Genomic DNA, 26,406 nt, shown 5'->3' with positions numbered 1-26,406 from the left:
TCTCATTCAGGATAAATTAGCCGCAGTAAATAAATTATGATTAAAAGGGAATTATTTTTTTAGTGAAAGGGCGATCGCGTTTTCCAGTTCCTGTTTGCTTAACTCGGTGACGACGAATACTTCTTGGACAGTTTTTCCCTGTCGGGCGATAACTTTAAATCCGCCTCGTATAGGTACTGATACTCTTAATTTTAGCTGAGGTGAATGTCCTCTAGCGCGACTAATTACTCCTGGAGTAACGGTTTGAATTTGCTGACAATTACTAATTAATTTCTCTAGCACTGGAATCAAACCGTCGATATGGGTAGAATGATTCCAGACGAGTCTACCGTTAGAAGAATGGCTCATATCTTTACGCCTTCTCCAACGGAGCCATTGTTAAACCAGCGCGACTCAACTGTAGATGGTACAATTCTGCTTGTTCTTGGGGTCCTACCCAGACAGTTGCTTGTCCTTCAAAATGAACTTGATTCGTTAATTCCCAAGCGCGATCGCTGCTCACCCCCGGTATATACTTCATTAAGCATTCAGCTACGTGCTTGAAGGTGTTAAAGTCATCGTTGAGGACGATGACTTTATAGTTAGGATAAGTCTTGGGAACAGTTTGAGAAGTCTTTTCAGGAGTTACTGTCGGCGCAGCAGTAGCCAGAGCCGAAACGCCTGCTGAAAGTTTTATACTCATAAGCCTGTAATAAAAATACTACTCTAATTGGAAGATAAATTTTTTGATAATTCTTAGTATTAATAAATGTTTATTATATTTTGTTACCCTTGTCAAGGCTTTGCCGAACAAACGATCGCGATCGCCCTTTCTGTCACCAGAATAATCTCGATTAATTCGCGATCGTCTTTGTACAGAAAAACTCAATAAAGAGGAGAGATGCTCGTCGTGATGCCAAATCACTCTCACCCTACCAAAACCCCCATCTTAGAAAATGGGGATTTCCTCTCGCGAACCGAATTTGAACGACGCTATCGAGCGATGCCCCATCTCAAAAAAGCAGAATTGATTGAAGGAATTGTCTACATGGCATCACCTTTACGATTTGAACCGCACGCTGAACCCCATGCGAATTTACTGGTTTGGCTGGGAAACTATAAAATCGCTACCTCTGGCGTACGCTTAGGTGATAACCCAACAGTGCGGCTTGACTTAGATAATGAACCCCAACCTGATGCGGTTTTGCTGATTGATAGTAATTTTGGCGGTCAAAGTTGTCTTGACGACGATGGTTATATTGAAGGCGCACCAGAACTAGTGGCGGAGATTTCCGCAAGTACCGCTTCTATTGACCTTCGAGACAAAAAACGAGTTTATCGTCGCAATCGGGTGCAGGAATATCTCGTGTGGCAAGTTATGGATAGACGTTTAGATTGGTTTGCGTTGCAAGGAGAAGAATATATTTCCTTGACACCAGATGCAGAAGGAATCATTCGTAGCAAAGCTTTTCCGGGGTTATGGTTAGCGGTTGCTGCACTTTTGGCGGGAGATATGCTTTTAGTAATGACGACGTTGCAAGCTGGGTTGGCGAGTCCGGAGCATCAAAGATTTTTACAGCAGTTGACGAGTTTTTCCTCAAAACCTGAAGAGGAAAAATGATTTTGTCAAGAGTGGCAAGTCTGTTTCTGACAAAAAAATATCTGGTTTTGAGGAAATCGAGACTAACGCCAGTCTTCCCAGGAGTCGTTAAAAATTGAAGTACCGGGAAAAGCGGTTGGGTTATTTTGCTTTTCTAAGCGCTGTCGTAACTGTTGCAGTTGGGTTTCCCTTCTAGGTAACTCATCTACTAGCTGATAAGGCAAAATTCCCCTTTCTAAAGCAAAATCTGCGGTGACACCCGCAGCCGCACCGGATGACCATTCAAAAGAATGAACTCGATAAGCAGCCGCAGCTATATGAGAAGTCGCAATACTTTTACCAGCTACCAGCAGATTATCAATTTTCTGGGGAATCATTGCCCGTAGAGGTATTTGGAACGGATATGCTTGACCAGCCCCTTGACGTTCGCCTGGTTTTTCTGTGTTTCCTGGGGCTTCTGGAGGAGAAAGAGTCATGCAAGGATGAAAATCGATCGCGTAGTGACCGATACCTACAGCATCAGGATAAATCGTGGAGCGATCGCGTGGCTCTACTTCTGCGGGTGTGGTTTCTCCTAAAATTACGGAAAGCGCATTGCGTCCTGCTAAAGCTGTCCACAAGTTGTTATAAGTTTCTTGAGAAAGATTATTCTGATAATAATCCTCGCGGAAGTTACGGCGCGAAATATCAACTTCGGAAATACTAAAGCCATCTTCATAACCAAAAGAAGGTCGTCCGACAATCCTTCTGGCTTCCCGCATGTAAGGATATTTAGAAAGCCCGTGTACTGTCCCCATTGGCGAATTTAAACCTGAAAGAAACTGATTATTCGGATGAGGTTGTTTCACATTATCTCCCAATTGGGAATCGGTAGTTCCTGCTACTAACCAATAGAAATAACCGAGGGAAATTTCCTCAGCTTTTCGCAAAGCTTCTGGACGTAATCCACCCATCCAACTACCAGGATTTAATTGTCCTGTTTGTTGTAGTTGGGAATTGGTATAAATTAAATTATCTTCTGGAGTTCCAGGACGATAATCGTTACCCCAAGTCCAGTTTTGCATGGAAATATCTCCTGGAGTTGGTCGAGTAAAGCCAATTCCGCCAAATTTATCGGTTTCACCTGTTTCTGGACTCCAGATACGGCGATAGGTAAATACCAAGTCAAAACTAGCTAATCTTGCTAATTCGTAGCTGTAGTAAGGTTGATACTGCGGATAAAATTCTGGCATTTGGTGGGTTTGGGGTTCCTCAGTATGTTCCATTGCAAAAGTGTAGGTAAATCCCTGAGTACAATAGGGGAGATTACTCTCACTAGAAGCAGAAGGTTCGAGGAAGCTACGAGGGTCAATTCCGAGGCGGAAAGGAAGTTGAGCAAGAGCAATTAGTTCTCCGGTTTCTGTTGCATCGATAACGTACCAATCGGCGGGTTGTTGTTGATTATTCGCCGGTTTGGGAACGAAACGAATAATGTTTTTCTCGAACAAAGAAGAATCGGCGTAACTATACCAATCTGCAATGGTTTGAGACAAGGGAAAAGTATTTAAAGGTGGTGCATTTTCCGCAGGTTCGTGTTGAATTGCAATGATACTTTGAATTTGACTGGAATTAGTGTCAAGTTCTTTAACTACAGTTGAGGGAAACCATTTAAGATTTCCTTTACCACGTTTTGCCGCAGATTGCAACTGATCTAAAAGAATTTGATGAGCGTCGCGAGGAAGAAAACAAGATTCCGACACCCAACAGTCACCCGGATTAAGTTCACCATACTCCTCTTTGATGCGAACGCGCAATTCTAAGTAACCGCGAGGGTAAAAAAGTTGTTGTCTTTGGGTAGGTCGTTCGTCGAGTGCAGAAGTTCCTTGAGAGGAAATTTGTCCTCCTACCCAGTCAGTAATTTCCGTCAAGCAAACAGTACGTCCCGCGAGTAAAGCTTCATAAGCAGTCGCAGCACCCGCTAAACCACCACCAACTACGAGTATTTCACATTCTACCGTGCGATCGGGCGATCGCGGAGGAGCGGCATTTACAGGATTTAATCCCAGCAAAGGTAAGATTGTCGCTATAACAGCAAGGGTACGATTTCGCATCGCCCAGAAGGATAACTTCATCATTATTCACACTTTTTGTGTTGAATTACACAAATACTGATTGTAATCGACGCGGCGATCGCTGATTATGTTCATTTATCTGAAAAAAGAAATTTATTCTGTAAAGCTTTTCCTAGTCCCCTGAAGATGTCAAACTGGGATATTAGTAAAAATTTGCCACAACTGCAAAATGGCATCAAAATTTAACTTCTTCGCTGCAATGTTATCCTCTTGCTATTTTGTTGACTGCGTGCATTCCCAAAATAGTTAATTTACCGAACTTATTCAAGACAAAAAATGCACCCTAACGAAAATTACTTATGTGACTTTACTTAACTAATTTTGCTGAGTTAATCATCAGTAAAAATAGCTCTACGAATCCCTTTACAACCATTGACACAACCAGTAAAAATATTGTCAATGAATTTACCGAACTTACTGCTTGAACTTTCTCTAATTTCTTGCTTTACTGGAGCGCAAACTTCAGATGGCGACCAGAAACTCTCGTTAAAATCATAATAGCCCACGATCTCTTCTCCTAATACTTACTTTTAGAGTTCCCAATTTAAGAAAGACCAGTAATTTGGCACATAAAACTTAACTAAAAGAAAATTTTTCTTCAAGTTTTTAGGCTCTACTGGCTTTATCTTTGGTTACTACATTCAAGTTATTAGAGAGTGAGTCAGGAAATTTTTTTTTTAATTGTACTCACGGTAACTACAAGCGCAACTCAAAACAATTTTAATTCAAGAAAGACTGTTAGGATCGATACCAAGCGCTCTCAATCTCTCTGCTAAAATTTCAGTACGTCGTTCCGCGTCGTTAGCCCGTTGTTCGGCATTGGTAGCCCGTTGTTCGGCTTGCTGAATACGTTCTTCTGGGGTAAGATAGCGTTGTCCTTGGCGATCGTACCAATAAAGCCACTCTCGCTCAATACCTTGATAAGTTCCTCTTTCTCTACCAATAGCTAAATTAAGTTCTGGTAGCCAAACATTTTCACCTGGTTGTAAAATATATTTTTTCTCAACTAGACGGTAGACTTCCAAAGGCTGTTTGCGCTTACGCAAAGGATTGTAAACAACGTAATATAATATTCCTAAATCAGCATACATTTGCTTCTTGCTGGTATATTCACCGCGACGTTTTTGGGAAACTACTTCTAATACTAAAATTGGTAAAACTCTTTCTTCCCAAAGCACATAACTCAAACGCAAACCTTCATCAATAAATCTTTCAACTCCAATACTAAGAAATCCATCGGGAACGATCGCGGGTTTCTCTGGATCGTAGTATATTCCCATATCTACACCAAAAAACCAATCCCAACGATCTGCCCATAATAAAGCAATAATAGCTTTTAACAGACCGGGGATCATATCTTGCAGTTCATTATCCACTGGCGTATCGTCAGAATCAGGTAAATCTTTAGCAGAAGGTAAATTAGTCCATGAATCGTAATTTAACATAAAAATGCCTCTTTTTATCAGCGTTTATCTGTGTTTATCTGCGGTTAAAAATTACTCCCAAAACTCCTCCTAACCCCAGTAAAAACCAAGTCAACCAATTTCCCCAACGCACATACAAAGTTTGAGTTTGTCGTCGATAAATTGTATCTGCGTGTAACTCATAAGTGTTAATTCCAGAAAGCCATAAAGTACGTCCGTGGGGGTCTACAATACCAGAATAACCTGTATTTGTGGCTCGAACTGCCCAGCGATCGCTCTCAATTGCACGCATTACATCTTGGGCGTGATGTTGGGCGGGCATTGTTTCACTATAATGGGCGTTATTAGAGGATGTTAAGATAAATTCGCCGCCGTTTGCGGTTTGACGACGAAAGTGTTCGGGAAAGGCTGATTCATAACATATTCCCACAGTTGCGCGACCAAAAGGTGTCTCAAAGATTTGATTAGGTTTTCCGGTAACTAAACGTGCATCTAAGGGCGAAAGTCGGTTAATTATTCGCCCTAAAACTTTCTCGAAAGGTATGTATTCTCCTAAGGGAACTAACTTAACTTTGTCGTATCTACTAAATGTTTTCCCTGTACCTGTAATCGTAAATAAACTATTAGTAATTCTGGTTCCTTCACGGTCAAATCCACCTACCCAAGCTAAGACACCTTTGTTGAGAATTGCTTGGTATAAAGAACTGATTTCGCGTCTTTGTTCGTCCCAAACAAAAGGTAAGGCTGTTTCGGGAGTTAAAATTGCTTCGACACCTCGATCTGCTAAGATTTGATAGCCGCTTGTGTAGCCTTCAATTGCTTTTCGCCAACCAGCAGCATAGAGTTTAATTTCGTTGGGAATATTTCCTTGAATAATGCCCACTTGCATGGCTGCTTCACTGGGTTTTGCTATTGGGCGAATATACATTGCTAAACCGATTAAATGCCAGGTTAATAATAATCCTATTCCCGTCCAAAGTAGCTGTTTTTTCTTTTTAGCCCTGATGAATTCAGCTATTAATCCATTAACGGCAACAATTGCGGCGGTAACTGTTAAGGGTCCGGAAATTTGAGATAATTGTAAAATTGCTAAATTGTAAGGACTTTGGGTGTAAGCAATCGAAGACCAATATAAAGGTGTTTTCGCCCACAAAGCTTCTATAGTAGACCATAAAGCTACGCCAATTAAGATTCTTAACCAAACTAGTTGAAAGAACTTGAAATTGCGGTAAAAATATGTTATAATCAGCGACCAAGTAACAACAATACCAATGCCCCAAAAAGTAATAAAAAGCCAACAAAAAAGCGCGATCGCTAAACTTGCTAACCAGGGGACGCCCATCCAAGTCATCGGATGAACCCCCGTTATCCAAAACAAAGCCATTCCGTGATAGCCAAATCCCCAGGCGATCGCGTAAAAAATTGCCTGACGATAAGCGTTTTTCTTCTCGACAGAATTGACAACTAAAATCCACAGGGGAATTAAACCAATCCAAGCTAAAAACCAAGCATTAAAAGGGGCTGGTGTCAACCCCATAATTATGCCACCAATTAAGGCGAAAAAAATTCGATAAGTTAAGAAACTTTTCAGTAGCGAGAGCATTTATTTAACAAAATTAGTTAATTTGTGAGTTAATCTAAGATTAAACAAGAAATTTTTCTAGCCCAGGATCGTAAAATGAAATCTGACACGCTAGCGGTAGCTAATCGCGCCTTTGAACAGTTAAAACATGGATTAGCAACAGGAGAGTGGGACTCATTTCTCGATCTGCTTACTGATGATTTTACCTTATGGTTTCCCGCAGGTCGCTTTCACGGATTAAATCAAGGAAAAGACAAAGCGAGAGAATTTTTTCACTATGCTTCGGAAAGTTTCCGCGAAGGACTTGAGGTTATTTTAGATCGAGTTACCAGTAACGAAACTACAGTAGTTTTTGAGGTACGTTCCCAAGGAAAATTACGGGGAGAAGCTTACAAAAATCGGATTGCTATTTCCTTAGATGTTCGCGGTGACAAAATTTGTGCTTATCGCGAGTATTTTGGTAGTGACGGCAAATCTTATTAATTTTGAGGCAAAAATTGATGAAAGTTGCACTGATAACTGGGGGAACGCGGGGAATTGGTTTGGCGATCGCGCGACGACTAGCGCAAAATAATTATAACCTGGTTCTCGGCTACCGTTCTAACCACGATGCCGCCGAGAAAGCCAAACAAGAGTTAGAAAAGTTGCATATTCAAGTAGTTACCGTCGCAGGTGATATCAAACAACCGGAAACTGTCGATAATCTTTTTCAAGTTATCGAAAACGATTTCCACAATCAATTAACTAGCTTAGTTTGCTTGGCTGGCTATCTCATCAATGGTAAAATTCCCGGAGAATTTACCTTTGCACAATACGACGAAGCCCAAGAACTTTATCCAAAATCCTTTCTTCGTTGCATGGAAAAAGCCTTAGCTTGTATGCAAGATGGTGAAGGGAGAGTAGTAGTAATTTCTTCTCGTGGAGTCCATAACCCAGGTAAATTTTATGGGATGTTAGCCCCAGCTAAAGGTGCAATGGAAGTGTTAGCAAAACATTATGCTTTAGCCGTTGCCCCACGAGGAATTACAGTTAATATTGTTGCACCTGGTTATATTAGAACTGAAGAATGGGAACAAGCATTTAAAGCCTTTCCTTACCTCGAAGAAATGCCCCCAAATGTGACTCCAATGGGAAGATGGGGAGAACCAGATGATGTCGCCGCTTTAGTGAGTTTTTTGTGTTCGCAAGAAGCGGGTTTTCTCACAGGTCAACATATTTACATTGATGGTGGTGTGGGGCTATCTTTATTTTGGAATATTCATCGTTTTCAAACTTCTCCGCAAGAGTCAGAATAGCGATAAAATCACTAACAGAAATAGCAAGAAAATTTTACCAGAAACCAACAAATAGCGAGCCAGAGGCTCGCAATACAGCAAATATTCACAATAGCTAATTTATTCGTCAGGTTACTAAAAGCTGTAATGAAAAACTAACGCCGAGAAGAAAGTGCCATAACGATACGCAAAATGTACCAAAACAGCAGTGCAACTGAAGCAAATAATTCCAAAGAAGCAGCGACATATTGATCGCTAGAGTAATGATTCATTATTTTAGAAGTGTCATAGAGAATCGCTGCTGAGGCGAAAACAACCATGATGACTGAGAATAAAAGCCCTAAAGTGAAGCCAAAAATTGCACTGCAAAGAATTAAGCCGAGGGCGACAAAACCACCAATTTTTAAGATGCTTCCAAGGAAGGTAAAATCTTTTTTGGTAGTAAAGGCAACTGCGGTTAAACCTGCAAACATTAACAGTGTGAGAATGCCAGCAGTAGGAATCACGGTAGGATCGGAAAAAAAGGCAGCAATGTAAAGTAAAGGGGCAAAAATGAGCGCTTCTGCAACTACATAAATTCCTAAACCAATATACTGAGTTTGTACCGAGTCTGCCTTGGCTGTCAATTCTCTGGAAAACCAACCGAGAAGTGCAAATCCTCCTAAAAAGAATAACCAACTAAATCGACTTGCGGCGACAAATTGAAGCAATAATCCGGCGATTCCTGTCATAAATAATATGACTTCGACGAGGATAAATGCGCCAACTGCTCCGGCAAGATGTAAGTATGTTTTCTCAATAAATTTAGCTCTTTCGTCGGGACGAGCTTGTGCTACGGTAATCATTGGTTTATTTCCTTGCTATTGGGGAAATTTTACCCGTTATTTTAACAAGGTAATTGAGGAAAATATCGTAAATGAAGTAAATTTAATTAAATTTTTATGAATGGTTAAACAATTAAGTAATTATTCTTTCCGTAATCGCAGCTATAAACTGAGTTGTGGCAACATTTATCGATAATAATACTGAAATTGAATTAAGCGATCGCTGCATCGACTTTATATTACGCGTGTTTCCACTAACATTTTTTACTTCAGTAAAAACCTCATCAGTATAATTATTTACGAGTAACTTGACTATAGTTAGCAACAACTCGGGCTATTTTCCGCGATCGCGTGATTTCCATATATTCGGCGGTATGCGTTCCGCGCTGGTTAAGGTAATAGATAACTATGCTATTAATCCCAGATAATACTTCAATCGGTTCAAATTTTAAATCTGGATAAGCTGCTAATCCCTTCAAGAAATAAGCTTTTAAGTTTTCTTTACCGCGAACTGTTCCCGATACATCACCTAGCAATTGTGTTACTACGGGAGAAGTCAATTCCACATCATCTTCGTAATGAGAAATAATCCTGTCAATATTATGAGAATTCCAGGATTCGAGCCATTCTTGAGCGAGTTGGTTAACTTGTTTTTCGTCGAGCATTTTTTGAGTTAGGGATGCAAGTTTGGGAACAGTTATTATTTCTAGCTTGAAGCTTTAGTTTCTCTAGCTAGCTTGCGGAAGTTATCTAAGCTAGCATCGGGACGACGGCGGTTTGAGCTAGTTCCGGAACGAGAATATTGGGATACTGATGTTGGGGTTTCCGTTTGAGTAGATCCTGAATTTTGTTCTTGTTCTGATTCGATAAAAGAAGTAGATGCTGTTAAACCAAATAGGTTACTTAAGAATCTCAACAGGTTACTAATTTGTCGAGCTAAGAAACTGAAAAACTGACCAATCCAGGCGACGATCCGAAACCATAAGTTTTGAATTGTTTGCATTGAATTACTCCTAAATTCTTCTTAAAAACTAATGACAAAAACAGCATTAGTTACTTGCTTGAGTAACACTTTTTTGTCACTTACCCTTGAAATAGTTATTGGGTCTTTGAGGGTTTATATATCAATAATGATAGCTAATATTTGTCTAGTCTGCACCTCACTTGAGAATGATTTTCGCAGAGTTAGATTCTTGACTAGTCTACGGTAAGCCGAAGTTCGCGTCTATGCTCGCCGAGCGAATTGAGAATGAAGAAATGTTGCTAAAAATGCTAACAGAGGAATGATGAATTGAGCCACCATTCCTCTTTCTTTAGTAAACTAATACAGAGATTATTTACTCGGTTTCTGCTGCACTTTCCTCTTCCTCTTCGTCTTCAGCCGCCGGAGGGACTAAAGCGACAGCAGCGATCGCGTCGTCTTCGTCTAGTCTTTGCACTCTTACTCCTGTGGCTGTGCGCGATTGGGGTGGAATCGCGTTAACTGCTTGACGAATCATGATTCCTCGGTTGGTGATCAGCATTAACTCGTCGTCTTGATGGACAACGTGTAAGGCTACCAGTCGATCTTCCTTACCACGAAATTTGGTTGCTGTCAAGCCTTTGCCCGCACGATTTTGCAGGCGGAATTTGGTGACAGGTACTCGTTTACCATAACCGCCAGTGGTAATGGCTAACACCCAAGGACCTGGGGTAATTAACTCTTCGCTATTCAAGTCTTCATTGTTCTCATCGTCGTCTTCGTCAGCAGCCGTGGCAATACTAGCAGTAACCTGGGCAGAAATCACGTCCATGCTAATAATTTCGTCATTTTTCCGCAGTTTCATCGATTTGACACCCCGCGTGGAACGTCCGAGAGGACGCAATTGCTGGCGGTCTGCTTTAAAATGGATTGCCATACCTTGACGAGAACCGATGATGATGCTGTCTTCTTCGCGAGCGAGTCGTACCCAGCGTAACTGATCTCCTTCTGCAAGAGAAATAGCAATCAAACCGTTAGCGCGAATTTTACTAAATGCTGAGAGTGCGGTTTTCTTGATATAACCATTGCGAGTGAGCATGACCAAATATTCATCTTCGGTAAACTCGCTGACAGATACCATCGAGGTAATTTTTTCATCGCGAGAAATCGGGAGCATTTGGACGATCGGCACGCCGCGTGCGGTACGGGAGCCAGCCGGAATTTGGTAAGCTGGAACCGAGTAAACTACGCCGCGATCGCTAAAGAACAAGACATGGTCGTGGTCGCAGCAACTCAAGAAATGCTCTACACCGTCATCTTCCTTAATTTTCGCGGCAGCTTTTCCGCGAGTTGCGCGACTTTGCGCCCCAAACGTATCCACTGGCATCCGTTTAATATAACCTTGTTCGGTTAGTAAAACGATCGCCTGAGCATTAGCAATTAAATCCGTATCCAGGATTTCGCCTTCATCGGGAACAATGGCTGTGCGACGGGGAGTGGCGTGAGTTTCTTTAATCTCGGTAACTTCTGACTCAATAATTGCTTCAATCCGCTCGCGTTTTGCCAAAATATCTTGTAAATCGGCAATTTTCAGCAGCAACTCTTCATGTTCGGCGAGAATTTTCTCCGCTTCCAAAGCTGTTAAACGGCGTAACTGCATTTGCAGAATTGCATCTGCTTGCACTTCCGACAAACCGAATTGTTCGACCAATTGAGCTTTCGCCGTCGCGCTATCAGCAGCCGCACGAATCAAGCGAATTACCGCATCTAAATTCTCTAGAGCGATTAACAAACCTTGCAAAAGATGATCGCGCTCTTGAGCTTTCCGCAGTTCGTATTGCGTTCTTCTGGTAATTGCCTCAATGCGGAAGTCGAGGAAAACCTGCAAAAATTGTTTGAGGGTGAGTAATTGAGGTTCGCCATCTACCAACGCCAGCATATTCGCCCCAAAATTCATTTGCAGAGGCGTTTGCTTGTACAAATTATTCAAAACCACGCGAGGATTAGAATCCCGTCGTAGTTCGACCACAATTCGCATCCCAGAGCGATCGCTTTCGTCGCGAATATCAGAAATACCTTCCAGGCGCTTATCATTCACCATTTCGGCGATTTTTTCAATCAAAGCGGCTTTATTAGTTTGGAAAGGTAGTTCGGTAATAATAATCGCATCGCGATCGGGTCGTCCGCGCTGTTCGATCGTTTCGATTTGAGCCACACCTCGCATCGTAATCGAACCGCGTCCGGTAATATAGGCATCTCTAATTCCCGACACGCCTAAAATTTGCCCTCCGGTGGGGAAATCGGGACCTTTAATAAACTCCCGCAACCCGGGATCACTAATTTCTGGATTGTGAATTAAGGCGATCGCACCCTCAATCAACTCTCCCAAGTTGTGTGGTGGGATATTCGTCGCCATCCCTACGGCAATACCACTTGCACCGTTAAGCAATAACTGGGGAATTCTCGCAGGTAAAACTACTGGTTCTTGCTGCGAACCGTCAAAGTTATCGACAAAATCTACCGTTTCTGACTCAATATCTCGCAGCAGTGCATTAGTCGTCAAAGATTGTAAGCGACATTCAGTGTAACGCATCGCCGCCGGCGGGTCGTTATCCACCGAGCCAAAGTTACCATGTCCGGCAATTAAAGGATCGCGCATCGAGAAACTTTGTGCCATCCGCACCAGAGCATCGTAAACTGCCGAATCTCCGTGAGGATGATACTTACCGAGAACTTCCCCTACCACGCGGGCGCATTTGCGAAAAGGACGTTCTGGTGTCAGTCCTAGCTCGTACATAGCGTAAAGAATGCGGCGGTGTACGGGTTTGAGACCGTCCTTTGCATCTGGGAGCGCCCGACCGACAATTACGCTCATTGCATATTCCAGGTATGATCTGGACATTTCATTACGCAGATCGGTCGGGATAATCCGCTCTGAGGAGAAGGTCATAGGGTGAAAAACTCCATTAACATTTAAATCGGTTAGCTAAATGCTAAAAAGTAGCTAAATGTGCTACTTTTTATGAAGAGAATTGGTAATATTTTCCTTTTTCTTTTATTATTTTAGCACATTTACTCAATCTCGTAGCGCTGGCATCAATAAAGGAGGTTCGTGCAAATGGAATTGATTTTGGCAGCAATTACCTTTGGACTGGTTTTTTGGGCAGTGATGTCACAATTGAGCAAAGGATAAGCAGTTAGTGGCGATCGCCATTAAAATAATTTGTGTAAACAAAGAGCGCTCGCATCATGTTGCCAGTCATTTATTCTGACCAATTTCTCGCTCACGATACAGGTCGATTTCATCCGGAACGACCGGAACGCCTCACAGCTATTGTAAAGGCTCTCCAAAATGCTCCTTGGGCAGATCGAATTGATTGGCAATTACCCACACCCCCCCAAGAAAGAAATGTTCTGTTTTGGCTCGAACAGTTACACGATCGCGATTATATTCAGTTAGTCAAGGAAGTTGCTACGGGTGGTGGCGGCAGGATCGACCTAGATACGGCTGTTTCTCCTCAAAGTTATGATGTGGCAATGCTGGCGGTTAGTGCTTGGTTGGATGGAGTCGATCGAGTCCTCACTAGCAACGATCCGGTTTTTGTCTTAGCACGTCCTCCAGGACATCACGCGGAAAGACGAACTGGGATGGGTTTTTGTTTATTTTCCAATGCGGCGATCGCGGCAAATTATGCTTTAACTCAACCGAACATCAAACGAGTGGCGATCCTTGACTGGGATGTTCATCACGGTAACGGTACTCAATATCTCCTCGAAACTAATCCCCAAATTGCTTATATTTCCTTGCATCAGTCTCCTTGTTATCCGGGAACTGGAAATGCTTCCGAACGAGGAATGTACGCTAATGTCCTGAATTTACCCATGTCTGCGGGTAGCGCGATCGCTGAATATCAAGCCGCTTTTGCCGATCGGGTTATCCCTTTTTTAACTAAGTTTGACCCCGATTTGTTAATTGTTAGTGCGGGTTACGATGCTAATGATGCCGATCCCTTAGCCGGAATTTCCTTGCAACCAGAAGATTATGGCATCTTTACTAAATATTGTCTGCAAATAACTCGCCGGATTCTCTTCGGACTTGAAGGAGGCTACGATTTACAGGCTTTAGCTGACTCGGTACTAGCAACAATTGCTAATTGCTTGGCTTAACAAAAATTAGCTTTTGGTGGAGCGATGAATTTTAGCTTTGTGAGCGGGAAGCCTCACGCTTATCCGCTCTTGAAAGCGATGAGATGATAGCGAATGATTTGCCATCTCCCTGAACTTAAGGAACAACCTAACTACTATCAACAAAAACGGGATTTGGTTAATTATAAATCTTTATTTCCTGAGTATAATAACATCCAATCCCAGGTGTTACAAAACTGCGTAGAGAGGGTAGATAAAACCTTCAAAAGATGGCTTAAAGGAGATTCAAATGGTAAAACTCAAAGCTGAAAAAGCTGGTGTGAAAGTGATTGAAGTTAACCCTAACGGTACTACTACTGATTGTAGTGTTTGTGGTGTAAAAGTACCCAAAACACTAAAAGATAGAACACATAATTGTAGTAATTGCCATACATCTATCTGTAGGGACTTAAACGCTGCAAGAAATGTAAAATACAGGGCGGTAGGGCATTCCGTCCTTAAAGCTTACCGAGTATCCGTTCGCGAAGCGTCTCCGCCAGGAGAAGCAATAGCTGGAGTTGGTAAGAAGCCCGCGCTTACCTGTTAAGGAAGCGACGGCAGTATGTCACATAAGTAAAAATTAGATTGTTTTGTTGATTTTTTCTGGGTAAGTTTGATGTTGAAGGTTGAGGTGCAGAAGCTATATGTCCTGACAAAGACTTACCCAGAAAGTATGTCTGAGCATGAGAAAATGATTGTTGATTTTTATGCTAAATTATGAGTATCCTCAAAAAATAGGATAGACGATTAACGTCAAACAATTCTCAAAATCAAATTAAATATTTGGGTTATATGAAGATACGGTAAAGATTTTCTGAGTCTATAGACAAACCTTTCCGTGCTTTCTACAATAAGCAAAAGTATTAATTTTGCTACCTTGAGAAAAATTCCGTAATTTTGACTACAAAAAAGAGCTTAAATTTCGGTTTTCAACTCTTCTTGTTTAAGCCAGGTTGCGATCTAAATCACAGATAAACAAGCTTGAGACTACAGCTAAGTTGTGCGAGCAGTCTCAAAATATAAATTAGGAATGCTAGGTGAATCAGTTGCTGCGAAATTCAATGTCAAATAAAGCACTCATCACTAATCCAATTATTAAACCCACTCAACTGTTAACAAGTTTACAAAGTGGGCAACTTTTACGCATTACCTCTCCTCGCAGCAGCGCGGTGATAATTTGTCACAACCATCATGCAGATTTAGCAGGACCAGGAGCAGCAGTTGGTGGTATGCTAGATATCGATTGTCGGCGGGTAATTCCCATTGGTAATTTGGGTTTGCAGTATCCAGAATCGAATATAGATCGCCAAAAAGCTTTTACAATTCGTCAAAGATGGATTAAAGCAATCCAAAAAGTAACTGTGAATCCGATTCCCTTGCAACGTGCGAAAATATTGCTGGTAATGCTGGAAAAATACTGCGGTTTAGAATCGCTGCAAAATGTACCTGACGAAGTTTTAGCGCAGTTGGTGGGAGTATTACCCCAAACAATGACAGTCGCGCGTCAAGTGGTAACGACGGTGAAGGAAAAAGCCAAGCGAGAGGTGGGGAAAGATACTTCAGTAATTGACTCTCCGACAATAATTGAGCAGTCAGCAGCTAAACAATTAAATTATCAGTCACGTTGAATTTTACAGTGTGGCGATCGCCTTTTCTCTCAATCAAAAATCGCCAATCGGTTGACTGTTTTCCCTTAACTTGGTAATCACAGTTCAACCTATATCTAATTCTGTGAAAACTATTTAGATCAGTTTGATGGCGCGGAAGGTAAAATACATTCCCAAAGCAAGAACAGTAAAAGCGAATAAAAAGCCAAAGTAAGCAATAGTACCAGGAATCGAAATTAACATTTTTCCTCCAAAAGTATAAAATTGGTTAGCTAAACAGCGAGCCGCCTTGATTTGCTAAGAGCCTATAACCAAAGGCGCGTTTAATGTCATCATATTTTAGCCTGTTTCGTCACATAGCTAAAGAGCGAATTAAAAATCAATTTTGATTCACAAAAGCCATAATTTGTCAAGATAAAAGCGAAAATAGGTTGTTAACTTAACAAGTAATTTCTAGATTTAGGAAATTTTTATGCCATCAGTGATTCACGTTAACTTACCCCAAGATTACTACGAAGTCGCGATCGCGCCCGGTAGTCTCGCCCAACTCGGTAACAAGCTGAAAAAGCTAAAATTAGGCAAAAAAGTGCTAGTAGTCTCAAATCCAGAGATCTTCGCTCATTACGGAGCAACAGCAGTAAAATCTCTCGAAGCGGCGGGCTTTGATGTCTCCAGCCAAATGATTCCCGCAGGTGAAGAGTATAAAACCCTCGCTAGTATCGAACAAATTTATGATACCGCCTTAGCCAACTATCTCGAACGCTCCTCAACCTTAGTCGCATTAGGCGGCGGCGTAATTGGCGACATGACAGGTTTTGCCGCAGCTACCTGGCTGCGCGGGATTAAAGTAGTGCAAGTGCCAACTTCCCTCTTAGCAATGGTAGATGCTTCCATTGGCGGCAAAACCGGAGTCAACCATCCCAAAGGCAAAAATTTAATTGGTGCTTTCCACCAACCGCGATTGGTATTAATCGATCCGCAAGTGTTAAAAACCCTTCCAGCCCGCGAATTTCGGGCAGGAATGGCAGAAGTAATTAAATACGGTGTAATTTGGGATGCCGAATTATTCGCCGCCTTGGAAAAAAGCGAGATCCTGGATAATTTAGACTACTTAGAGCCAGACTTATTGCAAACAATTATTACTCATTCTTGCCAAGCAAAAGCAGATGTGGTAAGTAAAGACGAAAAAGAATCAGGATTGCGAGCAATTCTCAATTACGGACATACGATCGCCCACGCGATCGAAAGCTTAACCGGGTATAGTTTAATTAACCACGGCGAAGCAGTAGGCATTGGCATGGTCTTAGCCGGAGAAATAGCTGCTAAAATTAACCTGTGGAGCCACGAAGATGCCCAGCGCCAAAATGCGTTAATCGAAAAAGCAGGATTACCGACACAAGTACCCTTAATGCTAGAGATTGACGCAATTTTAGCAGCATTGAAAAGCGACAAGAAAGTCAGGGCTGGAAAAATTCGCTTCGTATTACCGACTCGGATTGGCGAAGCGATCGTCACTGGAGATGTATCATCAGAAATTATTCGCGAAGTATTGCAGCAAAATTTCCGCAGCGTTGCATAATATAACTCACAGCGAACCACAGATGAACGCCGATAAACGCAGATAACTTTTGCCTCTATCCGCGTTAATCTGTGTTAATCTGCGGGAAAAACAATGCAAATCTTACTTAAAATAGCGAGCATAATCGATACAATTAACCAATGGATCGGACGCTTGGTTTATTGGCTAGTCTTGGTGATGGTATTGGTTGGAGTTTGGAATGTTTTGGGGAGATATTTAGGGCGTTGGCTAGGGCAAAATTTAACCTCAAATGCTTTAATTGAAATTCAGTGGTATTTGTTCGATCTAGTGTTTTTATTAGGTGCGGCTTATGCACTGAAGCATGACGATCACGTGCGAGTAGATTTGTTTTATAAAGACTGGAGTCCGAAGCGAAAAGCTTTAGCTAATTTGATTGGGACTTTACTCTTTTTGATTCCTTTCTGCTTAATGGTGATTTATTTTTCTTGGGAATGGACGTTGAATTCTTGGGTAATTTTTGAACAATCTCCCGATCCAGGTGGCTTGCCTCGTTATCCGATTAAATCGATGATTATTATTAGCTTTGTCTTGCTAATTCTGCAAGGAATTTCTGAGGCGATTAAAAATTGGGCAATTTTTAGAGAGTAGTCAAAACTCAAGGAGAAAAAAGTCATGGGTTATGACTGGCTAGGACCAGTAATGTTTGCTGGGGCGTTAGTGTTGTTATCTGGTGGTTATCCAGTGGCATTTTCCCTGGGCGGCGCGGCAATGGTTTTCGGCGCGATCGGTGTAAGTTTAGGTGTATTTAACCCAGCCTTTATGACGGCGATGCCAGGGCGAATTTTTAATATTATGTCGAATTACACGCTGCTGGCAATTCCCTATTTTATTTTTCTCGGTGCCATGTTGGAAAAGACGGGAATTGCTGAGAGGTTGCTGGAAACAATGGGGATTTTGTTCGGGCGACTGAGAGGCGGTTTGGCGCTGGCTGTGGTGTTGGTGGGTGCTTTGCTAGCGGCGACTACTGGTGTGGTAGCGGCGACGGTGGTAGCGATGGGATTGATTTCTCTACCGATTATGTTGCGCTACGGTTATAGCAAGGAGTTGGCGACTGGGGTGATTGCGGCTTCGGGAACTTTAGGACAAATTATTCCACCGAGTGTAGTTTTGGTGGTTTTGGCGGATCAGTTGGGAATTTCCGTGGGAGATTTGTTTATTGGTTCGTTGCTTCCGGGTTTATTGATGGCGGCGGCGTTTGCGCTGCACGTAATTGTGGTGGCGTTTTTGAAGCCGAGTGTTGCACCTGCTTTACCTGCACAGGTGCGAGAAATAAGCGGGAAGGATTTGTGGGTGAGAGTTTTCTTGGTGATGATCCCGCCGTTGTTGTTGATTTTGTTGGTGTTGGGAAGTATCTTTTTCGGGATTGCTACGCCCACCGAAGCGGGTGCAGTGGGTTCCTTGGGCGCGATCGCGCTAGCTTTGTTTAATCGTCAGTTGAATTGGGCAGCTTTGAAACAAGTTTGCGACAGTACGCTGCGAATTACCACGATGGTCATTTTTATCTTGATTGGTTCGACAGCGTTTAGCTTGGTGTTTCGTGGTTTGCATGGCGATCGCTTTATGTTCGATCTTCTGGCGAATTTGCCCGGTGGTCAATTTGGCTTTTTGCTTGTCAGTATGTTAGCTGTCTTTATTTTGGGCTTTTTTATCGATTTCTTTGAAATTGCTTTTATCGTTGTGCCAATATTTTTGCCCGTGGCAAAGGCATTGGGGATTGATTTAGTTTGGTATGGAGTAATTTTAGGGGCAAATTTGCAAACTTCGTTTTTAACGCCACCTTTTGGATTTGCTTTGTTTTACCTCCGTGGAGTAGCACCCCCGGAAGTTAAAACTGAAGAAATTTATCGCGGGGTAATTCCGTTTATTTTTCTTCAGGTGTTCGTGCTAATCTTGATTATTACTTTTCCGCAAATCGTTAGTTTTCTGCCTTCTTTGACTAGCTGAGGTAAAGGGCGAGATCGTAGATACCGCTCTTGTCGGCGCAGCCATTACTTCTTCTTCTTTGGTAAAAGATTATTCTCAGTTGACCATTTTTAACTGTATTTTTACGCACAAAATTAATTTAAATTATACTCTCTCGGAAAAACAGCAGCTTTGATAATCAAAAAAATCTGCGTCAGGACGGAAGGAGTATTATTTAAACATCTGTTATGTTTTGAGTTACATAATCTGCCCCGTAGGGTTTAAAATAGATGATTAATCAATAGTTCACTCCGACACCAACTTGGTTAGACATGGAATTAATACAGCCTACCAACGATCCTAACGCCAACTTGAGAAAATTTGAGATCGCAATTAAGAAATTGGCTTCCTTATGGCAAAAGTACCAGCCAAAAGATAATCTGTCCCAAGCGAGAAAAGAAGACCTCCTCGCTTTACAAAAAGTAATTTTTGAGTATAAAGATAAGTTTCAATCTGCCGATCTTCAAGCTAGTTTTTGGCAAGGTTATTTTGAAGGTAAATCAGAGCGTAGAGTGATGAAAAAACGGGCAAACTCCTCCAAGCTAAAGGCTTTGATCGATAATTTAACTTCGGGGAATAAGCAAAAAACTACTGATACTTTTGAGTTAGGAGTACAAACAGGGTGGCGATATGCCAGACTTAAAAGTTACTTATTGAGAATTAAAAACGAACAAGATACTTTACAACAACAGCAGCTAGCAGCTTATGGAGAGTTTATCGCGAAAATCAAAGAAGGTTGTTCGGACTCAGATGACCTTAATTTCACTTTCTGAAATAGTTGAAGAGGATCTTTAGGCGATCGCTAAGTACATAATTGTTATATCACTACAACGTTTAGTTATGGTCTAATTTATCTCTATGCTAATGTTAGCTTAGGGATATTTTTTGTCCAGGAAGAATAACTAGAAATCTTTAATTAGCCCAAATTACTGCTAATCTCAGTACAAAACCAGGTAAAACATTTTCTCCAGAAATTTCGGCAGGATCGTCTAAAATTTCTACTGCTTTTCCCAAACGATAAATTTCTACTTTGCGAGTTTTTGGATTCAGTAACCAACCTAATTTTACCTGATTTTTGAGATATTCTTTCATTTTATCCTGAGTTACCTTTAAGATATCGTTAGGCGACATTAATTCTAAAACAAAATCAGGTGCAATCGGCGGAAATTTCTCTTTTTGGCTATCAGTAAGTGCATCCCAGCGATCTTGTTTAATCCAAGCTACATCCGGAGAACGATTTGCATTATTAGGAAGTTTGAAACAAGTAGAAGAATCAAATACTTTCCCTAACTTGGTTTGACGATTCCAAATTCCGAACTCAATCGTTAATTCAGCATTCCAGTTTCCCGTTTCTCCTCCCGTCGGTGACATAATGATTATTTCTCCATCAGCATTTCGTTCAAATTTTAGCTCGGGATTTGCGCGACAGAGTTGGTAAAATTGCTCGTCGCTTATTTTGATAATTGGGTTGAAGTCTATAGTTACCGAATTCATAGGATTCTTATTCTCAATAGGTTATGTCAGCAACCTAATCTTAATTTGATTTTAGCAATAAATCGATCGATTGATGCACCCTAACTGAAAAATTTAGCAATCCTCCTATTAATTCATTTTTGGCAGTGGCTTAAGTGCCAAAGAATCTTCTGACAACTAATTGAGGATTGCTAGATTTTTACATTCAATTAAAAAAACAATTAATCCACTTTATTTGCAGCAGCATTGTAGATTTTTTCGTTAGCTTTTGCTGACTTAAATAAATTAACCACGGGCTGAGGATAATCGACACCAAGTATCACACCAAATTTACTTTGTTCTTCCCTTGACAATTGCCACGGTTCGTGTATTTTTTTGGCTGGTAAAGAAGCAAGTTCCGGTAGCCAATGCCGCAAATATTTGCCCTCTGGGTCGTAATCTTTCGATTGTTTGATAATATTAAAAAAACGAAAACCACGGGCATCATTTCCGACACCAGCAACGTAATTCCAATTACCCCAGTTACTACAAACATCGTAGTCTATCAGTAGTGACTCGAACCATTCTGCACCCATTTGCCAATTAATTCCTAAATTTTTGGTTAAGAAACTAGCCACATTTTGTCTGCCACGATTAGACATAAATCCGGTTGCGGAAATTTCGCGCATATTCGCATCAACTAAGGGGAAGCCTGTCTTTCCTGCTTGCCAAAGGGTGAATCTTTCCCAGTCTTCTTTCCAGTCAATATCTAATCCTTTAATTCCCGATTGATAAAATACTTTATTGCCGTGTTTGCTGCAAATAAAGCGAAAATAATCGCGCCAACGTAGCTCAAAAATCAGCCAATAGGTAGAATCATTTTTTACTCTTTCTCGTTCGTATTTCTGCACTTTTTCGTAAATATAGCGAGGCGATAAACATCCCCTAGCTAACCAAGGAGAAAACTTTGAGGAATAATCTGCACCTAACATTTTATTGCGGGTTTGTTTGTAATCTTTGAGTAAATTTTCTTGCCACAAATATTGTTCTAATCTGGCTTTGCCTGCGCTTTCACCGCCTTGAAAATGTAAAGCTGCTCTTTCGTCATAAACTGGTGGTTCGAGTCCTAATTCTGCGATTTTAGGTATTGCACCGGGTTCAATTTCTGGTAGCTGAGGCAAAGTTTTTGGGGGAGGAAAGGGAGGATTAACAATTGAGGATTTTTCAACCTGTTTGCGAAATTGAGTATATATTTCGGGTGTGTTGCTAATCTCAAATGGTAAGTCATCGATGTGATGTAAAGTTGCTCCCCAAAAAGCGACTAAATCAACTCCGAGTTTGTCTAATTCTGTTTCTACTGCTAACTCTTCAGTGGTGACTTCTTCGTGATAATAAACGAGATCGATCTTGAGTTGTTTGACTATTTCTGGAATGACAATTTCTGGTAAACCTTGACGGATAATTAAATTGCTGCTTAACTGTTGGAGAGAATTGCGTAAGTCTGTTACACTTTCAATGATAAATTGGGCGCGATACGAGCCAGTTTTGGGAAAACCGTAGCTAGTTTTTCCGTAGTCTCTGGAGTCAAAACAATAAAAGGGAATTATTTGGGCTTTTTGTTCGAGTGCGTTATATAATGGTTCGCAATCGTGGAGGCGTAAGTCGTTGCGATACCAAATTAAAATACGCTTTTTAGTCATGGATTAGTTTGAGTAAATTACAGTTAAATCATAGTTGAGTAAGGTTGGTTGAGTAATCTCCTTGAGAAGTAAATCTAGATTTAATTTTGTGCGCAGTAGGTAATGTTTGCTTAGATTTCTGTGTCTGGTAGCCAAAGTAAATCAGTTACGCCAAAATCATAACCGCATTGACTTAATAATGTTGTCAATTGACCGCGATGATGGGTTTGGTGGTTGAAAAAGTGGGTAGTTACGTGCCATAAAGGAAAGATACATTCTCTTTGGCGAGATAAGCTGTTAAATTGAAAAGGTGCGGCTAGTTTTTCGTCGGTGAGTGAGTCAACCCAAGTTTGTATTTCTATGTCAGTTTGTTGACGTTGTTGACGCAGTTCGGCAAAATCAGCGTATAATTCTTGGTTAAGAGAGTTAATGGGGAACGATCGCTGCTGAAATCGAGCTAACCAAAGTCGATCTGCGAGTAAAATATGGTTGAGTGTCCCGTGTATAGAATGGAAAAATGCGCCGCGATCTTCTTTTCGCAGTGAATCGGGAATAGTTTCACAAACTGTATAAAGTCGGTCGTTCATCCAGCGATTATACTGAGATAATCTCTGAAAATAGTCGGTTGTCTTCATCGTAATTTTTGGTGGTTGGGTGATGGGTGAAATGAGTTTTGTTGAGAAATTAAATAACGCGATCGCGCATAATCATAGTTTACTGGTTGTGGGACTCGATCCTAATCCGGAAATGTTGCCCCCAAGCTACCAGAAGGATGATAATCTGGTAGAAAGTTTAGAGGTTTGGCTGCGATCGCTGGTAACGCAAACTGCCGATCTTGTTTGTGCTTATAAACCTAATTTGGGTTTCTATCAGTGTCTTGGTGCTGCGGGATTAGATTTGTTACAAAGGATTTTAGCAGTTATTCCTGACACCATTCCGGTGATTCTCGATGCTAAACATGGCGATCTTAACACTAGCACTATTTTTGCTGAAACTGCGTTCGAGATTTGGCAAGTAGACGCGGTGACGATTAATCCTTATGCTGGACAAGATTTAGTTGCACCTTTTTTACTTTCTTCTGACAAGGCTATCTTTGTCCAGTGTCGCACATCTAATCCCGCCGCAGTTGCAATTCAAGCTTATCCGAGGGAAGATTCTCCTTTATACTTGCAAGTAGTCCAAGAAGCGAAAAACTGGGGAACTCCGGAACAGGTATGCTTGGAAATAGGGACGACTACTCCAGATATTTTAGCGAAAGTACGCGCGATCGCACCAGAAAGACTTATCCTCGCTAGAAGTATTTGGGCTGAAAATGGCGATCTAAACCAACTTTTAACAGCAGGTTTGAATAGTAGTGGTGAGGGTTTACTTATTCCCATACCTCAAGATATTTTAAGCGGTAAAAATCCCGTTCCCAAAATTAAATCTCTCAACGAAAAAGTTAATCAAATTAGAAGTAAAGTTGTCCAAGAAGGTTCTACTTGCGACCTTTGGATGCCGAATGTTTGTTTCTTAAATGAGCATCCTTATCAAGATTTAATTCTGCAATTATATGACCTCGGTTGCATACTTTTTGGCGAGTACGTTCAAGCTTCCGGGGCAACATTTTCTTATTATATTGACTTGCGAAAAATTATTTCTAATCCGCAAATTTTTAACCAAGTTCTCAATGCTTATGCGAACATCCTTAAAACCTTGACATTCGATCGCATTGCTGGTATACCTTATGGCGCATTACCAACAGCAACCGGGTTATCTTTACGTTTGCATCATCCGATGATTTTCCCGCGCAAAGAAGTTAAGGCACACGGAACTCGCCGAGTAATTGAAGGTCATTTTAATCCAGGGGAAAAAGTTGTGGTTGTCGATGATATTCTGATTAGTGGAAAAAGCGCGATCGAAGGTGCAGAAAAAATTAAGTCTGGTGGTTTAATTGTTGAAGATATTGTCGTTTTCCTTGACCACGAAGGCGGTGTTAAAGATAGATTACAAGCTAGTGGTTATCGGGGACATTCTGTGTTAAATATTTCTGAAATTACTGAGACTTTGTACGAAGCAGGAAGAATTGATCGGGAACAATATGAAGTTTTGCAGCATAGTTAAATGGGGAAAAGTGACTAATAAATAGCAGTTAAAATCTAATAAATTTACTTAGAATAATGAGAGTAAAGCAGCTAAAGATAAGTAATTTTCGCGGCATAGGTGATTTAACAATAGAGTTTGATGAAAACGAACCAACTGTATTTATTGGTGTTAATGGTGTCGGAAAGTCAAGTATACTTGATTGTCTAGCGATTATGTTATCTCATTTTGTAGAGTATTTAGTTAATCGGAATCTGATACCTAAAATTAAAACCTCATTGAGTACGTCATCGAAATTTGCAGTTCCCCAATTACCTAGATTGACTACTCGATCGGAGCAAAAATCGCCTCCTATCAAATATAAACGTATTTTTAATAAGCGAGACATAAAAAATGGATGCGAAAATTTAGAAAATGAAATCACAATTTCACATCAATCTGAAGAAGTTAGCTGGAATTTATCTACGAAAGTACGTGGTCAAATCCTGAATCCACAACTATTAATAAATGAAATTAATCTTCTCCGTATCAACTTTAAAAATCCTATTTTGGTTTATTATTCAGTAAATAGGGGAATTTTTGAGATTCCGTTAGAAAGTTCTCAAACTGATTCTTTCCAACTAAAAGATGCTTATGATAATGCGCTTGAGGGAGTGAAAATTGGTTTTGAGAGTTTCTTTCAATGGTTTAGAATTGTAGAAGATTTAGAAAATGAAGAAAGACGAGATAATCCAGATTACCGAGATAAACGACTAGAAGCGGTAAGAGAAGCAATTTCTTCTCTAATGGAGGGTTTTACTAACTTGCGAGTGAGACGTTCTCCTTTACGAATGACTGTAATTAAACAAGGTGAAGAATTGATTGTCAATCAGTTATCTGATGGGGAAAAATGTTTACTAGCGATGGCTGGAGATTTAGCGAGAAGATTAGCGATCGCTAATCCTAGTTTAACCGATCCACTTCAGGGTAGCGGTGTTGTTCTTATTGACGAAATCGAATTACACCTTCATCCAGCATGGCAACGTAAAATTATTTCCGCTTTAACACAAACTTTCCCTAATTGTCAATTTATTGTTACTACTCATTCGCCCCAAGTAATTAGTCAGGTAAAACCGGAAAGTATTTACATTTTAGAAGCAACGCCAGACGGTATTGTCGCCCAGCGTCCCGAAAATTCCTATGGTAGAGATAGTAATCGTATTTTAGAAGATTTGATGAACGTTCCCGAACGTCCTCAAAAAATCAAAGAACTTCTTTTAGAATTATTTCGACTTATTGATAGCAATAATCTCGATCGTGCGAAACAATTACGTCAAGAAATTGCCGATCAAATTGGCACAGATGAACCAGAATTAGTTAAAGCGGGCGTATCAATTCGACGCCAAGAAATTCTGAATCGATGAGATATATCAAAAAGGGTCAAGAACCGCAAGAATTTACTGAGTGGAAAGCTTCTGGAAATGAAAATTGGCAACCTAATTGGGATAATTTTCAGAAACCAGAAAAACCAATTGTTCACGATGCTTTGCTACAAGAACAAGGATTTATTTGTTGTTACTGCGGAAGACGAATTACTAGAAATATCGATAGCAGTCATCTCGAACATTTTCAACCTCGAACTCAATATCCTGAGTTAGCATTGGAATATTCAAATTTGCTGGCTTCTTGTCAAGGGGAAAGTGAAAAACCACCTCCTATACCAGTTCATTGTGGACATAAGAAAGGAGAATGGTATGAGGAAAAGCTAATAATTTCTCCTCTGAAACCGAACTGTGTTGATTTTTTTAGATATACTGTTGATGGACAATTTTTGCCAACTGAAGATTCTGAAAAACAAGCTGCGGCTGAGACAACTATCGAGAAACTTGGTTTAAATATTCCGAAACTAAGGGCGATGCGTGAAAAAGCGATTGAAGGTATTTTAGATGGAATTGAGTTTTTAACAAATGAAGAGATACAACAATTAATTGATGCTTTTCAAGAAACAAATTCTACGGGAGAATACGAAGAGTTTAACGCGACGCTAGTTTACATTTTAAAAGAATATAGTTAGGGCGAGATTCTCGATTTAAGTTTCGTTTTCC

Annotated in this window: 27 protein-coding genes; 14 read left to right on the top strand and 13 right to left on the bottom strand. The window is 40.8% G+C overall.

The window, feature by feature from the left end; all coding sequences use genetic code 11:
- Positions 1-51: 51 nt before the first annotated feature.
- Together G3T18_RS08935 and clpS are read right to left on the bottom strand one after the other, a co-directional pair.
- Positions 52-348: a DUF2103 domain-containing protein gene (locus G3T18_RS08935; RefSeq protein WP_224410200.1), complete on the bottom strand. Its 297-nt coding sequence runs from the start codon at positions 346-348 to the stop codon at positions 52-54.
- A 4-nt stretch (positions 349-352) separates the two neighbouring features.
- A complete protein-coding gene (clpS, locus tag G3T18_RS08930; protein WP_224410199.1) occupies positions 353-682 on the bottom strand; it encodes an ATP-dependent Clp protease adapter ClpS in 330 nt (109 codons plus the stop codon).
- Positions 683-748: 66 nt separating this feature from the next.
- Here clpS and G3T18_RS25485 point away from each other — a divergent pair, with 66 nt between their 5' ends.
- Together G3T18_RS25485 and G3T18_RS08925 are read left to right on the top strand one after the other, a co-directional pair.
- On the top strand, positions 749-871 hold the full coding sequence (locus tag G3T18_RS25485) for a hypothetical protein (RefSeq protein WP_263480321.1): 123 nt from the start codon (positions 749-751) through the stop codon (positions 869-871).
- A 21-nt stretch (positions 872-892) separates the two neighbouring features.
- Positions 893-1,600, top strand: a complete 708-nt coding sequence (locus G3T18_RS08925; RefSeq protein ID WP_224410198.1) for a Uma2 family endonuclease — start codon at positions 893-895, stop codon at positions 1,598-1,600.
- Positions 1,601-1,662: 62 nt separating this feature from the next.
- Here G3T18_RS08925 and G3T18_RS08920 read toward each other — a convergent pair whose 3' ends face one another.
- The 3 genes from G3T18_RS08920 to lnt all read right to left on the bottom strand — a co-directional run bounded on the left by G3T18_RS08920 (position 1,663) and on the right by lnt (position 6,717).
- A complete protein-coding gene (locus G3T18_RS08920) occupies positions 1,663-3,693 on the bottom strand; it encodes an FAD-dependent oxidoreductase (RefSeq protein WP_224410197.1) in 2,031 nt (676 codons plus the stop codon).
- Between the two features lie 722 nt (positions 3,694-4,415).
- Positions 4,416-5,135 carry a Uma2 family endonuclease gene (locus tag G3T18_RS08915; RefSeq protein ID WP_224410196.1) on the bottom strand — a complete coding sequence of 240 codons (720 nt, stop codon included), beginning with the start codon at positions 5,133-5,135 and terminating at the stop codon, positions 4,416-4,418.
- Positions 5,136-5,169: 34 nt separating this feature from the next.
- The gene (gene lnt, locus G3T18_RS08910; RefSeq protein ID WP_224410195.1) at positions 5,170-6,717 is read right to left on the bottom strand and encodes an apolipoprotein N-acyltransferase; all 1,548 of its coding nucleotides are present in this window, start codon (positions 6,715-6,717) and stop codon (positions 5,170-5,172) included.
- Positions 6,718-6,792: 75 nt separating this feature from the next.
- Here lnt and G3T18_RS08905 point away from each other — a divergent pair, with 75 nt between their 5' ends.
- Both G3T18_RS08905 and G3T18_RS08900 read left to right on the top strand, forming a co-directional pair.
- Positions 6,793-7,179: a nuclear transport factor 2 family protein gene (locus G3T18_RS08905; protein WP_224410194.1), complete on the top strand. Its 387-nt coding sequence runs from the start codon at positions 6,793-6,795 to the stop codon at positions 7,177-7,179.
- Between the two features lie 17 nt (positions 7,180-7,196).
- Positions 7,197-7,991, top strand: coding sequence for an SDR family NAD(P)-dependent oxidoreductase (locus G3T18_RS08900; protein ID WP_224410193.1), 795 nt, complete (start codon positions 7,197-7,199; stop codon positions 7,989-7,991).
- A gap of 134 nt (positions 7,992-8,125) precedes the next feature.
- Here G3T18_RS08900 and G3T18_RS08895 read toward each other — a convergent pair whose 3' ends face one another.
- The 4 genes from G3T18_RS08895 to gyrA all read right to left on the bottom strand — a co-directional run bounded on the left by G3T18_RS08895 (position 8,126) and on the right by gyrA (position 12,705).
- A complete protein-coding gene (locus G3T18_RS08895) occupies positions 8,126-8,815 on the bottom strand; it encodes a Bax inhibitor-1/YccA family protein (RefSeq protein ID WP_224410192.1) in 690 nt (229 codons plus the stop codon).
- Positions 8,816-9,087: 272 nt separating this feature from the next.
- Positions 9,088-9,459 (bottom strand): nuclear transport factor 2 family protein, encoded by a 372-nt coding sequence (locus G3T18_RS08890; RefSeq protein WP_224410191.1) that lies wholly within the window; start codon positions 9,457-9,459, stop codon positions 9,088-9,090.
- Positions 9,460-9,500: 41 nt separating this feature from the next.
- Positions 9,501-9,797, bottom strand: a complete 297-nt coding sequence (locus tag G3T18_RS08885) for a hypothetical protein (protein WP_224410190.1) — start codon at positions 9,795-9,797, stop codon at positions 9,501-9,503.
- Between the two features lie 334 nt (positions 9,798-10,131).
- Positions 10,132-12,705 carry a DNA gyrase subunit A gene (gene gyrA, locus G3T18_RS08880; protein WP_224410189.1) on the bottom strand — a complete coding sequence of 858 codons (2,574 nt, stop codon included), beginning with the start codon at positions 12,703-12,705 and terminating at the stop codon, positions 10,132-10,134.
- Positions 12,706-13,004: 299 nt separating this feature from the next.
- On the opposite strand from gyrA, the gene G3T18_RS08875 reads away from it, so the two are divergent.
- The 3 genes from G3T18_RS08875 to G3T18_RS08865 all read left to right on the top strand — a co-directional run bounded on the left by G3T18_RS08875 (position 13,005) and on the right by G3T18_RS08865 (position 15,568).
- Positions 13,005-13,922 carry a histone deacetylase family protein gene (locus G3T18_RS08875; protein ID WP_224410188.1) on the top strand — a complete coding sequence of 306 codons (918 nt, stop codon included), beginning with the start codon at positions 13,005-13,007 and terminating at the stop codon, positions 13,920-13,922.
- Between the two features lie 268 nt (positions 13,923-14,190).
- Positions 14,191-14,487 (top strand): zinc ribbon domain-containing protein, encoded by a 297-nt coding sequence (locus G3T18_RS08870; protein WP_224410187.1) that lies wholly within the window; start codon positions 14,191-14,193, stop codon positions 14,485-14,487.
- A gap of 514 nt (positions 14,488-15,001) precedes the next feature.
- Positions 15,002-15,568, top strand: coding sequence for a hypothetical protein (locus G3T18_RS08865; RefSeq protein ID WP_224410186.1), 567 nt, complete (start codon positions 15,002-15,004; stop codon positions 15,566-15,568).
- Between the two features lie 114 nt (positions 15,569-15,682).
- Here G3T18_RS08865 and petL read toward each other — a convergent pair whose 3' ends face one another.
- Entirely contained in the window at positions 15,683-15,790 is a 108-nt protein-coding gene (petL, locus tag G3T18_RS08860) for a cytochrome b6-f complex subunit PetL (RefSeq protein ID WP_224410185.1), read from the bottom strand.
- 229 nt (positions 15,791-16,019) lie between these two features.
- Here petL and aroB point away from each other — a divergent pair, with 229 nt between their 5' ends.
- The 4 genes from aroB (at position 16,020) to G3T18_RS08840 (ending at position 19,882) form a co-directional block, all read left to right on the top strand.
- Positions 16,020-17,126 (top strand): 3-dehydroquinate synthase, encoded by a 1,107-nt coding sequence (aroB, locus tag G3T18_RS08855; protein ID WP_224410184.1) that lies wholly within the window; start codon positions 16,020-16,022, stop codon positions 17,124-17,126.
- Between the two features lie 93 nt (positions 17,127-17,219).
- Positions 17,220-17,735, top strand: a complete 516-nt coding sequence (locus G3T18_RS08850; RefSeq protein ID WP_224410183.1) for a TRAP transporter small permease subunit — start codon at positions 17,220-17,222, stop codon at positions 17,733-17,735.
- 24 nt (positions 17,736-17,759) lie between these two features.
- On the top strand, positions 17,760-19,091 hold the full coding sequence (locus G3T18_RS08845) for a TRAP transporter large permease (protein WP_224410182.1): 1,332 nt from the start codon (positions 17,760-17,762) through the stop codon (positions 19,089-19,091).
- Between the two features lie 290 nt (positions 19,092-19,381).
- Positions 19,382-19,882, top strand: a complete 501-nt coding sequence (locus tag G3T18_RS08840) for a hypothetical protein (RefSeq protein WP_224410181.1) — start codon at positions 19,382-19,384, stop codon at positions 19,880-19,882.
- A 139-nt stretch (positions 19,883-20,021) separates the two neighbouring features.
- Here the strand turns inward: G3T18_RS08840 and G3T18_RS08835 are convergent, their stop codons facing one another.
- From G3T18_RS08835 to G3T18_RS08825, 3 genes are all read right to left on the bottom strand, one after another.
- Positions 20,022-20,603 carry a Uma2 family endonuclease gene (locus tag G3T18_RS08835; RefSeq protein ID WP_224410180.1) on the bottom strand — a complete coding sequence of 194 codons (582 nt, stop codon included), beginning with the start codon at positions 20,601-20,603 and terminating at the stop codon, positions 20,022-20,024.
- 200 nt (positions 20,604-20,803) lie between these two features.
- Entirely contained in the window at positions 20,804-22,261 is a 1,458-nt protein-coding gene (locus tag G3T18_RS08830; protein WP_224410179.1) for a DASH family cryptochrome, read from the bottom strand.
- 110 nt (positions 22,262-22,371) lie between these two features.
- On the bottom strand, positions 22,372-22,875 hold the full coding sequence (locus G3T18_RS08825) for a DinB family protein (protein WP_224410178.1): 504 nt from the start codon (positions 22,873-22,875) through the stop codon (positions 22,372-22,374).
- Positions 22,876-22,906: 31 nt separating this feature from the next.
- Between G3T18_RS08825 and G3T18_RS08820 the strand changes: the two genes are divergently transcribed.
- Genes G3T18_RS08820 through G3T18_RS08810 form a run of 3 tightly spaced genes read left to right on the top strand, consistent with a single transcriptional unit; the run spans position 22,907 to position 26,375 of the window.
- A complete protein-coding gene (locus tag G3T18_RS08820) occupies positions 22,907-24,343 on the top strand; it encodes a bifunctional orotidine-5'-phosphate decarboxylase/orotate phosphoribosyltransferase (RefSeq protein ID WP_224410214.1) in 1,437 nt (478 codons plus the stop codon).
- A 56-nt stretch (positions 24,344-24,399) separates the two neighbouring features.
- Entirely contained in the window at positions 24,400-25,725 is a 1,326-nt protein-coding gene (locus G3T18_RS08815) for an AAA family ATPase (protein ID WP_224410177.1), read from the top strand.
- Complete coding sequence (locus G3T18_RS08810) at positions 25,722-26,375, top strand: retron system putative HNH endonuclease (RefSeq protein WP_224410176.1); 654 nt, start codon at positions 25,722-25,724, stop codon at positions 26,373-26,375. Before G3T18_RS08815 ends, G3T18_RS08810 begins: the two co-directional genes overlap by 4 nt.
- The last annotated feature ends 31 nt before the right edge of the window (positions 26,376-26,406 follow it).

The sequence above is a fragment of the Oscillatoria salina IIICB1 genome (assembly GCF_020144665.1).
Classification (GTDB): domain Bacteria; phylum Cyanobacteriota; class Cyanobacteriia; order Cyanobacteriales; family SIO1D9; genus IIICB1.
This window is presented reverse-complemented; position numbering and strand designations above follow the sequence as displayed.

Coding starts and splice junctions, on each gene's coding strand:
- G3T18_RS08875 (WP_224410188.1), top strand. CDS start 13,005: ATGTTGCCAGTCATTTATTCTGACCAATTTCTCGCTCACGATACAGGT.
- G3T18_RS08885 (WP_224410190.1), bottom strand. CDS start 9,797: ATGCAAACAATTCAAAACTTATGGTTTCGGATCGTCGCCTGGATTGGT.
- G3T18_RS08840 (WP_224410181.1), top strand. CDS start 19,382: ATGGAATTAATACAGCCTACCAACGATCCTAACGCCAACTTGAGAAAA.
- G3T18_RS08820 (WP_224410214.1), top strand. CDS start 22,907: ATGAGTTTTGTTGAGAAATTAAATAACGCGATCGCGCATAATCATAGT.
- G3T18_RS08890 (WP_224410191.1), bottom strand. CDS start 9,459: ATGCTCGACGAAAAACAAGTTAACCAACTCGCTCAAGAATGGCTCGAA.
- aroB (WP_224410184.1), top strand. CDS start 16,020: ATGCCATCAGTGATTCACGTTAACTTACCCCAAGATTACTACGAAGTC.
- G3T18_RS25485 (WP_263480321.1), top strand. CDS start 749: ATGTTTATTATATTTTGTTACCCTTGTCAAGGCTTTGCCGAACAAACG.
- gyrA (WP_224410189.1), bottom strand. CDS start 12,705: ATGACCTTCTCCTCAGAGCGGATTATCCCGACCGATCTGCGTAATGAA.
- G3T18_RS08815 (WP_224410177.1), top strand. CDS start 24,400: ATGAGAGTAAAGCAGCTAAAGATAAGTAATTTTCGCGGCATAGGTGAT.
- G3T18_RS08810 (WP_224410176.1), top strand. CDS start 25,722: ATGAGATATATCAAAAAGGGTCAAGAACCGCAAGAATTTACTGAGTGG.
- G3T18_RS08830 (WP_224410179.1), bottom strand. CDS start 22,261: ATGACTAAAAAGCGTATTTTAATTTGGTATCGCAACGACTTACGCCTC.
- G3T18_RS08835 (WP_224410180.1), bottom strand. CDS start 20,603: ATGAATTCGGTAACTATAGACTTCAACCCAATTATCAAAATAAGCGAC.
- G3T18_RS08895 (WP_224410192.1), bottom strand. CDS start 8,815: ATGATTACCGTAGCACAAGCTCGTCCCGACGAAAGAGCTAAATTTATT.
- lnt (WP_224410195.1), bottom strand. CDS start 6,717: ATGCTCTCGCTACTGAAAAGTTTCTTAACTTATCGAATTTTTTTCGCC.
- G3T18_RS08925 (WP_224410198.1), top strand. CDS start 893: ATGCCAAATCACTCTCACCCTACCAAAACCCCCATCTTAGAAAATGGG.
- G3T18_RS08865 (WP_224410186.1), top strand. CDS start 15,002: ATGTCAAATAAAGCACTCATCACTAATCCAATTATTAAACCCACTCAA.
- G3T18_RS08845 (WP_224410182.1), top strand. CDS start 17,760: ATGGGTTATGACTGGCTAGGACCAGTAATGTTTGCTGGGGCGTTAGTG.
- G3T18_RS08900 (WP_224410193.1), top strand. CDS start 7,197: ATGAAAGTTGCACTGATAACTGGGGGAACGCGGGGAATTGGTTTGGCG.
- G3T18_RS08915 (WP_224410196.1), bottom strand. CDS start 5,135: ATGTTAAATTACGATTCATGGACTAATTTACCTTCTGCTAAAGATTTA.
- petL (WP_224410185.1), bottom strand. CDS start 15,790: ATGTTAATTTCGATTCCTGGTACTATTGCTTACTTTGGCTTTTTATTC.
- G3T18_RS08850 (WP_224410183.1), top strand. CDS start 17,220: ATGCAAATCTTACTTAAAATAGCGAGCATAATCGATACAATTAACCAA.
- G3T18_RS08825 (WP_224410178.1), bottom strand. CDS start 22,875: ATGAAGACAACCGACTATTTTCAGAGATTATCTCAGTATAATCGCTGG.
- clpS (WP_224410199.1), bottom strand. CDS start 682: ATGAGTATAAAACTTTCAGCAGGCGTTTCGGCTCTGGCTACTGCTGCG.
- G3T18_RS08920 (WP_224410197.1), bottom strand. CDS start 3,693: ATGATGAAGTTATCCTTCTGGGCGATGCGAAATCGTACCCTTGCTGTT.
- G3T18_RS08905 (WP_224410194.1), top strand. CDS start 6,793: ATGAAATCTGACACGCTAGCGGTAGCTAATCGCGCCTTTGAACAGTTA.
- G3T18_RS08870 (WP_224410187.1), top strand. CDS start 14,191: ATGGTAAAACTCAAAGCTGAAAAAGCTGGTGTGAAAGTGATTGAAGTT.
- G3T18_RS08935 (WP_224410200.1), bottom strand. CDS start 348: ATGAGCCATTCTTCTAACGGTAGACTCGTCTGGAATCATTCTACCCAT.